The sequence below is a fragment of the Actinacidiphila alni genome (assembly GCF_900112845.1).
Lineage (GTDB): Bacteria > Actinomycetota > Actinomycetes > Streptomycetales > Streptomycetaceae > Actinacidiphila > Actinacidiphila alni.
In genome coordinates this window covers 23007-35681 of record NZ_FONG01000011.1, presented here as the reverse complement: position 1 = coordinate 35681, position 12675 = coordinate 23007, and the positions used below count along the sequence as shown (strand labels likewise).

General features: G+C 69.4%; 12 protein-coding genes. 9 read left to right on the top strand and 3 right to left on the bottom strand.

From position 1 onward, the window contains the following. The first annotated feature begins 23 nt into the window (after positions 1-23). Positions 24-1622 (top strand): ABC transporter substrate-binding protein, encoded by a 1599-nt coding sequence (locus tag BM076_RS19345; protein WP_093714875.1) that lies wholly within the window; start codon positions 24-26, stop codon positions 1620-1622. Positions 1623-1769: 147 nt separating this feature from the next. Here the strand turns inward: BM076_RS19345 and BM076_RS19340 are convergent, their stop codons facing one another. Beyond that, complete coding sequence (locus BM076_RS19340; RefSeq protein WP_093714874.1) at positions 1770-2441, bottom strand: response regulator; 672 nt, start codon at positions 2439-2441, stop codon at positions 1770-1772. 13 nt (positions 2442-2454) lie between these two features. After that, positions 2455-3381, bottom strand: a complete 927-nt coding sequence (locus tag BM076_RS19335) for a RecB family exonuclease (protein ID WP_093714873.1) — start codon at positions 3379-3381, stop codon at positions 2455-2457. A 158-nt stretch (positions 3382-3539) separates the two neighbouring features. On the opposite strand from BM076_RS19335, the gene BM076_RS19330 reads away from it, so the two are divergent. From BM076_RS19330 to BM076_RS19320, 3 genes are all read left to right on the top strand, one after another. Then, the gene (locus BM076_RS19330) at positions 3540-4805 is read left to right on the top strand and encodes a site-2 protease family protein (RefSeq protein ID WP_093714872.1); all 1266 of its coding nucleotides are present in this window, start codon (positions 3540-3542) and stop codon (positions 4803-4805) included. A gap of 91 nt (positions 4806-4896) precedes the next feature. Further along, complete coding sequence (locus BM076_RS19325; protein WP_093714871.1) at positions 4897-5817, top strand: tRNA (adenine-N1)-methyltransferase; 921 nt, start codon at positions 4897-4899, stop codon at positions 5815-5817. A gap of 207 nt (positions 5818-6024) precedes the next feature. Continuing rightward, complete coding sequence (locus BM076_RS19320) at positions 6025-6603, top strand: hypothetical protein (protein ID WP_093714870.1); 579 nt, start codon at positions 6025-6027, stop codon at positions 6601-6603. A 25-nt stretch (positions 6604-6628) separates the two neighbouring features. Here the strand turns inward: BM076_RS19320 and BM076_RS19315 are convergent, their stop codons facing one another. Further along, entirely contained in the window at positions 6629-6934 is a 306-nt protein-coding gene (locus tag BM076_RS19315; protein WP_177246516.1) for a ferredoxin, read from the bottom strand. A gap of 261 nt (positions 6935-7195) precedes the next feature. Between BM076_RS19315 and arc the strand changes: the two genes are divergently transcribed. The 5 genes from arc (at position 7196) to prcA (ending at position 12593) form a co-directional block, all read left to right on the top strand. Continuing rightward, complete coding sequence (gene arc, locus BM076_RS19310) at positions 7196-8962, top strand: proteasome ATPase (RefSeq protein ID WP_093714869.1); 1767 nt, start codon at positions 7196-7198, stop codon at positions 8960-8962. 93 nt (positions 8963-9055) lie between these two features. Then, a complete protein-coding gene (dop, locus tag BM076_RS19305; protein WP_093714868.1) occupies positions 9056-10567 on the top strand; it encodes a depupylase/deamidase Dop in 1512 nt (503 codons plus the stop codon). A 146-nt stretch (positions 10568-10713) separates the two neighbouring features. Then, positions 10714-10932: a ubiquitin-like protein Pup gene (locus BM076_RS19300; protein ID WP_093714867.1), complete on the top strand. Its 219-nt coding sequence runs from the start codon at positions 10714-10716 to the stop codon at positions 10930-10932. Next, entirely contained in the window at positions 10933-11778 is an 846-nt protein-coding gene (gene prcB / locus BM076_RS19295) for a proteasome subunit beta (protein WP_093714866.1), read from the top strand. A 71-nt stretch (positions 11779-11849) separates the two neighbouring features. After that, entirely contained in the window at positions 11850-12593 is a 744-nt protein-coding gene (gene prcA, locus BM076_RS19290) for a proteasome subunit alpha (protein WP_093714865.1), read from the top strand. The last annotated feature ends 82 nt before the right edge of the window (positions 12594-12675 follow it).

Sequence of the window (12675 nt, the reverse complement as noted above, 5' to 3'; positions counted from 1 at the left end):
GGAACAAGAGGAGAACGACGACGATGAACCGCAAGCTTCTGGTGCTGCCCGCCCTGCTGGGCGTCATGACACCCCTGATCGCTGGGTGCGGCGGTACCGGCGGGGGGAGCGGCGACAGCGGCAAAGCCATCGTCGTCGGCACCACGGACAGCATCGAGCTGACCAAGGACAACCCGGCCCCGCTCGACCCGGCGACCTCCTACGACAGCGCGACCTGGAACATCTTCTACAACACCTTCCAGATGCTGCTCACCTACCCGCGCGGCAGCACCACGCCCACGCCCGACGCGGCCAAGGAGTGCCACTACACCGACGTCTCCGGGCTGACGTACTCCTGCACCATGCGCGACGGCCAGAAGTTCTCCAACGGCCACGACCTGACGGCTGACGACGTCAAGTTCTCCATCGAGCGCATGCAGAAGATCAACTACAAGGTGGGTCCCGCCTCCCTGATATCCGACGTGAAGTCGGTCGAGGCACCCGACTCCAAGACCGTCGTCTTCCACCTGAAGTCGGCGGACGCCACCTTCCCCGCCAAGCTCGCCACCCCGGCCGCCGCGATCGTGGACAGCCAGGTCTACGACATGGACAAGCCGTACAACGGCTTCAAGCTGGTCGGCTCCGGTCCGTACACGCTGGACTCCTTCGTCCAGGGCAAGCAGGGCGTGTTCTCCAAGAACTCGCACTACGGCGGCATCCTCAAGGTCAACAACAGCAAGGTCGAGCTGAAGCTGTTCGCCGACTCCAAGAAGATGGAGTCCGCGCTGAAGACCGGTGACATCGACGTGATGTCGCGCACGCTGGACCCGGACCAGATCAACGGCCTGCTGCAGAGCACCGACCAGAAGATCAAGCTCACCGAGGCCCCCGGTGGCGAGGCGCGCTACCTCTTCCTCAACACCGACTCCGCGAACCTCAAGGAGGTCGCGGTCCGCCAGGCGATGGCGTGGCTGATCGACCGGCAGGCGATCACCCGCGACGTCTACAAGCGCACCGCCGAGCCGCTGTACTCGGTGGTCCCGCAGGGCATCACCGGCCACATCAACTCGTTCTTCAACAAGTACAGCAAGCCGAGCGTCAGCAAGGCCCAGGCGCTGCTGCACGGCGCGGGCATCCACGACAAGGTGCCGCTGACCATCAACTACCGCCGTGACAACGGTGGTACGTCGAACCAGGCGGAGGCGGAGGAGATCGCCCGGCAGCTCAACGCCAGCGGCCTGTTCCAGGTCACGGCCAAGAGCGAGCAGTGGAACGCCTTCCTGTCCAAGGCGTCCTCCCGCGCCTACCAGATCTTCGCGATCAGCTGGCTGCCGGACTTCCCGGACCCGGACAACTACATCGCGCCGTTCTTCGACAAGGACAACTTCCTCAACCTGCCGTACCAGAACAAGCAGATCCAGGACCAGATCCTGCCCGCCACCCGCAAGCAGGCCGAGCGCTCCACCGCGAGCACCGACTTCGGGACCGCGCAGAATCTGATCGCCAACGATGTGCCGATGCTGCCGCTGTGGCAGGGCAAGCAGTACATCGCGGCGCGCAGCGACATCACCGGTGTCGAGTGGGCGCTCAACTCCTCGACCACCACCCAGTTCTGGGAGCTGGGCCGCGGCGTCTCCGGCTGACCCGGAGCGCCGACAAGCGCCGAAACGCCACCGACCGCGGCCCCCGGAGCGATCCGGGGGCCGCGGTCGGCGGCGTTCACAGGGGCGTACGGCCGTTGCGGGCGGGCCGGGCGGCGGTCAAAAGTCACAAGGGCGGGGTCAGGGCGGTCAGCCCGCGCCGGGGCGCACCAGGCCGCTCTCGTACGCGTACACCGCCGCCTGCACCCGGTCGCGCAGCGCCAGCTTGGTCAGCACATGGCCGACATGCGTCTTGACCGTCGTCTCGCTCACGAACAGCTCGGCGGCGATCTCCGCGTTCGACAGGCCGCGGGCCACCAGCTTCAGCACCTCGACCTCGCGCTCGGTCAGCGCGTGCAGCGGCTGCGGCACCGCGTCCTCGCCGGACGGCAGCCGGCCCGCGTACTTGTCGAGCAGCCGCCGGGTGATGCTCGGCGCGAGCATCGCCTCGCCCGCCGCGACCACCCGGATCGCCTGCACCAGCTCGGCGGCCGGCGCGTCCTTGAGCAGGAAGCCGCTGGCCCCCGCCCGCAGCGCCTCCACCACGTACTCGTCGAGATCGAAGGTGGTCAGCACCAGCACCTTCGCCGGACCCGAACGGTCGGGGCCGGTGATCTGCCGGGTCGCCTCCACCCCGTCCATCCGGGGCATCCGGATGTCCATCAGCACCACATCGGGCTGCAACGCCCGTACCTGGTCCAGTGCCTGCTGGCCGTCCCCGGCCTCGCCGACCACGACGAGATCCGTCTCGGCCTCCAGGATCATCCGGAAACCGGTACGCAACAGGGGCTGATCGTCCACCAGCAGGACGCGAATAGCCACGGGATCTCCTTCGCTAGGCCGGACCATTCTCACCCACGAGGGACGGCGGCCCCGAGATTTCGGCGAGGGGATACGGCGGGGGAGTCCCACCGAACTCGGGACAAAATGCCTGATGGTCGCACCAGCCGCACAGCGGCGTACGGCGCGGCCGCCAGTCCCCGCTGGCCGTCGCCGCCCTGATCGCCTCCCACAGCGCCTGCAACTTCCGCTCGGTGGCCCGCAGATCGGCCTCGCTCGGGTCGTACGTCAGCACGTCCCCGCTGCCCAGGTAGACCAGCTGGAGCCGGCGCGGCACCACCCCGCGCAGCCGCCACAGCACCAGCGCGTAGAACTTCATCTGGAACAGCGGCTCGTCCGCGTACTCCGGGCGGGGCGCCTTGCCGGTCTTGTAGTCCACCACCCGCAAGTCACCGCTGGCCGGTGCGACGTCCAAGCGATCCACGTAGCCGCGCAGCGTCAGCCCGGACTCCAGCACCGTCTCCACGTACAGCTCGCGCTCGGCCGGCTCCAGACGCGTCGGGTCCTCCAGCGTGAACCAGCGTTCCACCAGCTTCCCGGCGCTCTCCAGCCAGCTCGCCAGCGCCGCCGCGTCCAGCGCGTCGTCCGCCGCCCGGAACAGCGACGCCAGCTCCGGCCGGGCGGCCAGCAGCTTCTCCCACTCGCCCGGCACCATCGCCCGGGCCCGCTCCGCGGTGCGCTCGGCCGCCGGCGCGTCGAACAGCCGCTCAAGCACCGCGTGCACCACCGTCCCCCGGGTGGCGGCCTCGCTCGGCTGCTCCGGCAGCCGGTCGATCACCCGCAGCCGGTACAGCAGCGGGCAGCGCATGAAGTCCGCCGCGCGCGACGGGGACAGCGACGACGGCGGTCGCGGCGGAATGCTCTGCGCCCGCGGCGCGCCGCCGTCCGGCTGCGGCGGAATGTTCTCGGTGCTGGTGCCCATGGCAGACGACCCTATGGCCTGCCACTGACAGCGGCGGCCCGCCCGGCGGACCGGACCCGGGTGTTTCGCGGCCCCGGCGCGCGTCCCGGCCCGGCAGGTGCAGGTGTCCGGTGCGAAACGGCGGGGCAATAGCATGGTTACGGAGCCCTTCGTCCCGCATGATCGACTCAGGGTCCGTATCCGAACGAGGGGAACCAGTGAGCGAGAGCGGCCGTCCGCCGTCCCAGAACACCCACGTCCCGGGCGGGGACAACGGCGACAAGCAGCCGCGCGAGCCCGGTGGCGGGATCCTCATGGGCCGCTTCTACGGAGTGCCGATCTATGTCGCCCCGAGCTGGTTCCTGGTCGCCGCGCTGATCACCTGGGTGTTCGGCGGACAGCTCGACACCGTCCTGCCGGAGCTGGGCAAGGTCCGCTATCTGGTCTCGCTCTTCTTCGCCGTCGCCTTCTACGCCTCGGTACTCATCCACGAACTGGCGCACACCGTCGCCGCGCTGCGCTTCCGGCTGCCCGTCCGGCGGATCCAGCTGCAGTTCTTCGGCGGCGTCTCGGAGATCGAGAAGGAGTCCGACACCCCTGGCCGGGAATTCGTGCTGGCCTTCGTCGGCCCGCTGCTCTCCCTGGTGCTGGCCGCGGTCTTCTTCGGCGGCATGCAGCTCGTCGAGTCCGGCACGGTGCCCGGTGTGCTGCTGGCCGGTCTGATGGTCAGCAATCTGATCGTGGCGATCTTCAACTTCCTGCCGGGGCTGCCGCTGGACGGCGGCCGGATGCTGCGCGCCGTGGTCTGGAAGATCAGCGGCAAGCCGATGACCGGCACCGTGGCCGCCGCCTGGGTCGGCCGCGGCCTGGCCCTCGCCGTGCTGATCGGCCTGCCGCTGCTGTCCTACGCGGGCGGCCTGCGCGACGACGGCGGCGGCAGCGGGGTCGACTCGCTCACCGACGCCCTGCTCGCCGCGATCCTGGCCGCCATCATCTGGACCGGCGCGGGCAACAGCCTGCGGATGGCCCGGCTGCGCGAGCGGCTGCCAGGACTGCGGGCCCGCACCCTGACCCGCCGCGCGGTGCCGGTCGCCTCCGACACCCCGCTGTCCGAGGCGCTGCGCCGGGCCAACGAGGCCGGGGCGCGCGCCCTGGTCGTGGTGGACGGAGCGGGCGCGGCCACCGCGCTGGTCCGCGAATCCGCGATCGTCGGCATTCCCGAGCACCGCCGTCCCTGGGTCGCGGTCAGCGGCCTCGCCCAGGACCTCACCCCCGGCATGCGGGTCTCCGCCGAGCTGTCCGGCGAGGACCTGCTGGACACCCTGCGGGCCACCCCGTCCACGGAGTATCTGGTGGTCGAGCCCACCGGCGAGATCTACGGGGTGCTGTCCACCTCCGACGTCGAGCGCGCCTTCCTGGCGGCGATGGCCAGGCCCGGCGCCTGATCGCCGCGACCGCCCTGACCCGACCGCGGGACCGAACGGCCGCCCCTGGTACGTGAACGGTGGGTGTCCGTACAGCCGGTAGGGTGGTCTTATGTCCGAACCGACCGGTGCCGCCCGCCGTCGCGGGCCCTTCAGAGTCGGGGACCAGGTCCAGCTCACCGACCCCAAGGGACGCCACTACACGTTCACGCTCGAAGCCGGAAAGCAGTTCCACACCCACAAGGGCGCTTTCCCGCACGACGAGCTGATCGGCGCCCCCGAGGGCAGTGTGGTCAGAACCACGGGAAACGTCGCCTACCTCGCGCTGCGCCCCCTGCTCCCCGACTACGTCCTGTCCATGCCCCGCGGCGCCGCCGTGGTCTACCCCAAGGACGCCGGGCAGATCCTGGCGATGGCCGACATCTTCGCCGGCGCCCGGGTGGTCGAGGCGGGCGTGGGCTCCGGTTCGCTGAGCACCTTCCTGCTGCGCGCCATCGGCGACCACGGCATGCTGCACAGCTACGAGCGCCGCGCGGACTTCGCCGAGATCGCCACCCAGAACGTCGAGCGCTACTTCGGCGGCCCGCACCCCGCCTGGCAGCTCACCGTCGGCGACCTCCAGGACCACCTGTCGGACACCGACGTGGACCGCGTCATCCTGGACATGCTGGCGCCCTGGGAGTGCCTGGAGCCGGTCGCCAAGGCGCTCGTCCCCGGCGGCATCCTGTGCGCGTACGTGGCCACCACCACGCAGCTCGCCCGTACCGTCGAGGCGATCCGCGAGCACGGCACCTTCAACGAGCCCGCGGCTTGGGAGACCATGGTCCGCACCTGGCACGTCGAGGGCCTCGCCGTCCGCCCTGACCACCGGATGATCGGGCACACCGGCTTCCTGCTCACCGCCCGCCGGCTCGCCGACGGCGTGGAGCCGCCGCTGCGCCGCCGCAGGCCCGCCAAGGGCGCCTACGGCGAGGACTACACAGGGCCCGGCAGTGGCAGCGGCGGTACGGCCGCGCCCGAGTCCGTCTCCTAGGCCACGGCTTTCGGCCAACTTCACGCGGCCGCCACCGGTTTGCTCCCCTTGGGCGCCGGTGGCGGCCTTTTTCCTGCCCGCTCCAGGCTCCGCCCGACAGCCCTCCCGGCCGGTCCCACGGGCAACCCCCGCCCCGCCGTTCCCCCCTGGTGTGACGTGTGGCACCATGCTGGCCACCCCCGCCGTTCGACCCCAGGAGACAGGCGAGTGCAGCCGTCCGCAGGCCCGGCCCTCCCGCACACCCGCACCCGCACGGTGCACTGGCTCAGCACGGCCGCGGCGCTCGGCGCCGTCGTGGCGGCCGTGGCCCTCGTACAGCCCGCGGACGCCTCGCCCAAGGACGCCCACGGCGCGGCCGGGCCGTCCGCGGCGCCGGTGGCCGCACCCGACCCGCGGGCGGTCACGTATCCGCTGGACTGCGCGGGCGCGCCGGTGGACGTGCTGCACCAGGTCTCCGGCGACCTGGACGGCGACGGGCGGCCCGAGACGGTCGTCGTGGTGCGCTGCGCGACCGACACCGGCACCCCGCCCAGCGGCGTGTTCGTACTGTCCGCGCCCGCCAAGGCCGGCGGCGCCCCCCGAATAGCCGAGACCCTGGTCCGGCCGCAGGACAAGCGCGACATCACCGATTTCCGGCTCGAAGGCCGTACGGTCAAGGCCACCGTGCTGGGCTACTCCAGCGACACCACACCGCGCTGCTGCCCCGACCTGAGGCGGAACTACTCCTGGGAGTGGCGCGACGGCCGCTATGTGGCGCTGCCCGGCGCCATGGCCAACAGCATCTGAGACACCCAGGCCGGGGGCGGCCCGGTCAGTCGGCGTCCGGCCCGTAGACCTCCACGCGGTCCGTGACGCGGCGCACATGGATGCAGTCGCCCGGGCACTCCTTGGCCGAGTCGGCCACGTCCCGCAGCAACGGCAGGGGTACGGGTACGGTGGCACCGGGCTCCTGCAGCAGCTCGGCTTCCTCACCCTCCGGAGCCGGCCCCTTCACATAGGCCAGCCCGTCGATGTCCAGCTCGAAGATCTCGGGCGCGTACTGCACGCAGATCCCGTCGCCGGTGCAGAGGTCCTGGTCGATCCAGACCTCGAGCGCTTCGGCCGTCTCGTCGCCCACGGAAACCCTCGCCTGTCGTTCGTCGTTCAGGAAGCACAAGGAAGCAACAGCCCTCGCGGGACGTTGACCGAATCGACGATACAACCGGCGGCTTTCGGATGGTGATCGGCGGGTGTCTGTGGGTATCTCACTGGCGGAAGGACATACGCAAGGGTGAAGATCGGACACACCGCGACCGTCTTTTTGATCTAGGGGTTTACACCCCTACCGGCCCAGGTAGGGTCTGGAAACGTCCAGCTCCCCTTGGAGGAGGTGAGGACCGTGGCGGCCCACGACGACGACTACAACCGTGGCGGCCGACCCGCTCGTGGTTCGGAAGACCCCATGAGCCAGGTCGCCTTTCTTGAGCAGGAGATCGCCGTCCTGCGACGCAAGCTCGCCGATTCTCCGCGGCACACGAGGATTCTCGAGGAGCGGATCGTCGAGCTGCAGACCAACCTGGCAGGTGTGTCCGCGCAGAACGAACGGCTGGCGAACACCCTCCGCGAGGCCCGCGACCAGATCGTGGCCCTCAAGGAGGAGGTCGACCGGCTCGCGCAGCCACCTGCCGGCTTCGGCGTTTTCCTGCAGGCCAATGACGACGGCACGGCGGACATCTTCACCGGCGGGCGCAAGCTCCGGGTGAACGTCAGCCCGTCCGTCGAGCTGGACGACCTCAGGCGCGGACAGGAGCTGATGCTCAACGAAGCGCTCAATGTGGTCGAGGCGATGGAGTTCGAGCGGGTCGGCGACATCGTCACCCTCAAGGAGATCCTCGAGGACGGCGAACGCGCGCTGGTCATCGGGCACACGGACGAGGAGCGGGTGGTACGGCTCGCCGAGCCCCTGCTCGACGGCTCCCTGCGTCCCGGCGACGCCCTGCTGCTCGAACCGCGTTCCGGCTATGTCTACGAACGGGTCCCCAAGAGCGAGGTCGAAGAACTCGTCCTCGAAGAGGTGCCCGATATCGACTACCGCCAGATCGGCGGACTCGGCGGCCAGATCGAGCAGATCCGCGACGCGGTCGAACTGCCCTATCTGCACGCCGAACTCTTCAAGGAATACGAACTGCGCCCGCCCAAGGGCGTGCTGCTCTACGGCCCTCCCGGCTGCGGCAAGACGCTCATCGCCAAGGCCGTCGCCAACTCGCTGGCCAAGAAGGTCGCCGAGGTCACGGGACAGCCGCAGGGCAAGAGCTACTTCCTCAACATCAAGGGCCCCGAGCTGCTGAACAAGTACGTCGGCGAGACCGAGCGGCAGATCCGCCTGGTCTTCCAGCGGGCCCGGGAGAAGGCCAGCGAGGGCACTCCGGTCATCGTCTTCTTCGACGAGATGGAGTCCCTCTTCCGCACCCGCGGATCCGGCGTCAGCTCGGACGTGGAGAACACCATCGTCCCGCAGCTGCTCGCCGAGATCGACGGTGTGGAGGGCCTGGAGAACGTCATCGTGATCGGCGCCTCCAACCGCGAGGACATGATCGACCCCGCGATCCTGCGGCCCGGCCGCCTGGACGTGAAGATCAAGATCGAGCGGCCGGACGCCGAGGCGGCCAAGGACATCTTCTCCAAGTACCTGGTCGACACCCTGCCGCTGCACACCGAGGACCTCTCGGAGCACGGCGGGTCGACGGCGGGCACCGTGGACGCGATGATCCAGTCGGTCGTGGAGCGGATGTACTCCGAGACCGAGGAGAACCGCTTCCTGGAGGTCACCTACGCCAACGGTGACAAGGAGGTCCTGTACTTCAAGGACTTCAACTCCGGCGCGATGATCCAGAACATCGTGGACCGGGCCAAGAAGATGGCGATCAAGGACTTCCTGGACCACGACCAGCGGGGCCTGCGCGTCTCCCACCTGCTCGCCGCCTGCGTGGACGAGTTCAAGGAGAACGAGGACCTGCCCAACACCACCAACCCCGACGACTGGGCCCGGATCTCCGGCAAGAAGGGCGAGCGGATCGTGTTCATCCGCACGCTGGTCACCGGAAAGCAGGGCGCGGACACCGGACGCTCCATCGACACCGTGGCGAACACGGGACAGTATCTGTAAGCACTACCCTCCGGCTGCGGGCACCCACAGCGGGTACCCGCAGCCGGTGTGTTCCCGGCTCAGCACGGGCCGGAGCCGGGCAAGGAGGGCCGCATGACCGTACGGCGAGTAATGGGCATCGAGACGGAGTACGGCATCTCCGTCCCCGGACACCCCAACGCCAATGCCATGCTCACCTCGTCCCAGATCGTCAACGCGTACGCGGCGGCGATGCAGCGGGCGCGGCGGGCCCGCTGGGACTTCGAGGAGGAGAACCCGCTGCGGGACGCCCGGGGCTTCGACCTGGCCCGTGACTCCGCCGACTCCACCCAGCTCACCGACGAGGACATCGGCCTGGCCAATGTGATCCTCACCAACGGCGCGCGGCTGTACGTCGACCACGCGCACCCCGAGTACTCCTCGCCGGAGATCACCAACCCGCGCGACGCGGTGCTGTGGGACAAGGCGGGCGAGCGCATCATGGCCGAGGCGGCGCTGCGCGCGGCCCAGCTGCCCGGAGCGCAGCCGATCCACCTCTACAAGAACAACACCGACAACAAGGGCGCGTCCTACGGCACGCACGAGAACTACCTGATGAAGCGGGAGACCCCGTTCTCGGACATCGTGCGGCACCTGACGCCGTTCTTCGTCTCCCGCCAGGTCGTCACCGGCGCCGGCCGCGTCGGCATCGGCCAGGACGGCCGCGAGGACGGCTTCCAGATCAGCCAGCGCGCCGACTACTTCGAGGTCGAGGTCGGCCTGGAGACCACCCTCAAGCGCCCCATCATCAACACCCGCGACGAACCGCACTCGGACGCCGAGAAGTACCGCAGGCTCCATGTGATCATCGGCGATGCGAATCTGTCGGAGATCTCCACCTACCTCAAGCTGGGCACCACCGCGCTGGTGCTCTCCATGATCGAGGACTCCTTCATCAAGGTCGACCTCGCCGTGGACCAGCCGGTCCGCACCCTGCACGAGGTCTCCCACGACCCCACCCTGCGACAGCTCGTCACGCTGCGTGACGGCCGGACGCTGACCGCGGTCCAGCTCCAGATGGAGTACTACGAACTGGCCCGCAAGTACGTCGAGGAGCGCTACGGCGTGGACGCCGACCCGCAGACCCGGGACGTGCTGGGTCGCTGGGAGGACGTGCTCAACCGGCTGGAGAACGACCCGATGAGCCTGTCGAGCGAACTGGACTGGGTCGCCAAGCGCGAGGTCCTGGAGGGCTACCGGCGCCGTGACGGCCTCGGCTGGGACGCGGCCCGGCTGCACCTGGTGGATCTCCAGTACGCCGACGTGCGCCCCGACAAGGGCCTGTACAACCGGCTGGCGGCCCGCGGGCGCATGAAGCGGCTGCTGGACGAGGCCGATGTCGTCAGGGCCGCGACCAAGCCCCCGGAGGACACCAGGGCGTACTTCCGGGGCCGCTGCCTCGAACAGTACGCGGACGACGTCGCCGCCGCCTCCTGGGACTCGGTGATCTTCGATCTGCCCGGCCGGGACTCGCTGCAGCGGGTGCCCACCCTGGAACCGCTGCGCGGCACCCGCAAGCACGTCAAGGAGCTGCTGGACCGCTGCCGCACGGCAGAGGACCTGGTACGGATCCTGTCCGGCGGCTGATCCGCGGCTGAAATGGTCCAGAACCGGGAAACAACCCAGTAGCACTCGTACGTTGACGTAATCGAGCGCTGATGTCGGGCCCTGCTTGTAGGGTCTGATCTTGTAGGCAGTCAACCGAGCGCACGGAATCAAGCGGGGTGAGGGACATGGCTACCAAGGACACCGACGGCGGACAGCAGAAGGCGACGCGTTCCACGGAGGAGGTCGAGGAGGTCCAGCAGGACGCCCAGGCGGCCGACGACCTCAAGGAGCGCCACGAGAAGCTCTCGGACGACGTGGACTCGGTTCTGGACGAGATCGACGACGTACTGGAGGAGAACGCCGAGGACTTCGTGCGCTCCTTCGTACAGAAGGGCGGCGAGTAGGTGGCAGCCGGCACGTATGGCACCGGACGGCTCCCGGCGGCGTTCCTGACGCCGGGATCCTCCTCCTTCCTGGACTTCCTGGGCGACCACTCGCCGGAGCTGCTGCCGGGCAACCGCGCGCTCCCCGAGATCAAGGGCGCCGTCGAACTCCCGCACGGCACCACGATCGTGGCCGCGGTCTTCGGCGGCGGCGTGATCCTCGCCGGCGACCGGCGCGCCACCATGGGCAACGTCATCGCCCAGCGGGACATCGAAAAGGTCTTCCCCGCCGACGAGTTCTCCGCGGTCGGCATCGCCGGCACCGCCGGCCTCGCCGTGGAGATGGTCAAGCTCTTCCAGCTGGAGCTCGAGCACTACGAGAAGATCGAGGGCGCGACGCTGTCGCTGGAGGGCAAGGCCAACCGGCTGTCCACCATGATCCGCGGCAATCTCGGCATGGCCCTGCAGGGCCTGGCCGTCGTCCCGCTCTTCGCCGGCTACGACACCGAGCGCGACAAGGGCCGGATCTTCTCCTACGACGTGACCGGCGGGCGCAGCGAGGAGACCGGCTTCGCCGCCACCGGCTCCGGCTCGGTGTACGCGCGCAGCTCCCTCAAGAAGCTCTACCGGCACGATCTGACCGAGCAGCAGATCGTCACCGCCGTCCTCCAGGCGCTCTACGACGCCGCGGACGACGACTCGGCCACCGGCGGCCCCGACGTCAGCCGGCGGATCTACCCCATCATCAGCGTGATCACCGAAGAGGGCTTCCGCAGGCTCGCCGACGCGGAGGTCTCCGAGATCGCCCGGTCGGTTCTCGACGGACGTCTGGAGCACCCCGACGGGCCGCAGGCCCAGGTGCTCTGAGAGCCGGTCAGGTGAGTACCGGTCGTCCGACGCACCCCTCAGAGCCGACAGCAGAAAGGCACGGTTAGCCGGTGTCCACGCCCTTTTACGTATCACCCCAGCAGGCCATGGCCGACCGCGCCGAGTACGCCCGCAAGGGCATCGCGCGTGGCCGCAGTGTCGTCGTGCTCCAGTACACCGACGGCATCGTCTTCGTCGCCGAGAATCCGTCCCGCGCCCTGCACAAGGTCAGCGAGATCTACGACCGGATCGCCTTCGCGGCGGTCGGCAAGTACAACGAGTTCGAGAATCTGCGGATCGGCGGCGTGCGCTACGCCGATCTGCGGGGCTACACCTACGACCGCGAGGACGTGACGGCCCGTGGGCTCGCCAATGTCTACGCGCAGACGCTCGGCACCATCTTCTCCAGCGTGGGGGAGAAGCCGTACGAGGTCGAACTGATCGTCGCGGAGGTCGGCGCGGCCCCCGAGGACGACCAGATCTACCGGCTGCCGCACGACGGCTCCATCGTGGACGAGCACGGCGCCGTCGCGGTCGGCGGCAACTCCGACCAGATCGGCAGCTATCTCGACCAGCGGCACCGGGACGGGATGACGCTCGCCGAGGCGCTGGCGCTGGCCGTGGAATCCCTCGGCCGCGACAACAACGGCAGTGACCGGCAGCTCACCGCCGAGCAGCTCGAAGTCGCGGTCCTGGACCGCACCCGGCCCCAACAGCGCAAGTTCAAGCGGATCCTGGGCCGCCAGCTCTCCCGTCTCCTGGAGACGGAGTCGGCCGCGACCACGGAAACGGACGACCCCTCCGACGAAGACTAGCCATCCGGCTCGGTTCGCCGGACTCCCCGCCGAGCCACTCGGGACCCGTCCCGAGACCTGCTGCCCGGCCTTGGGCTGAGCG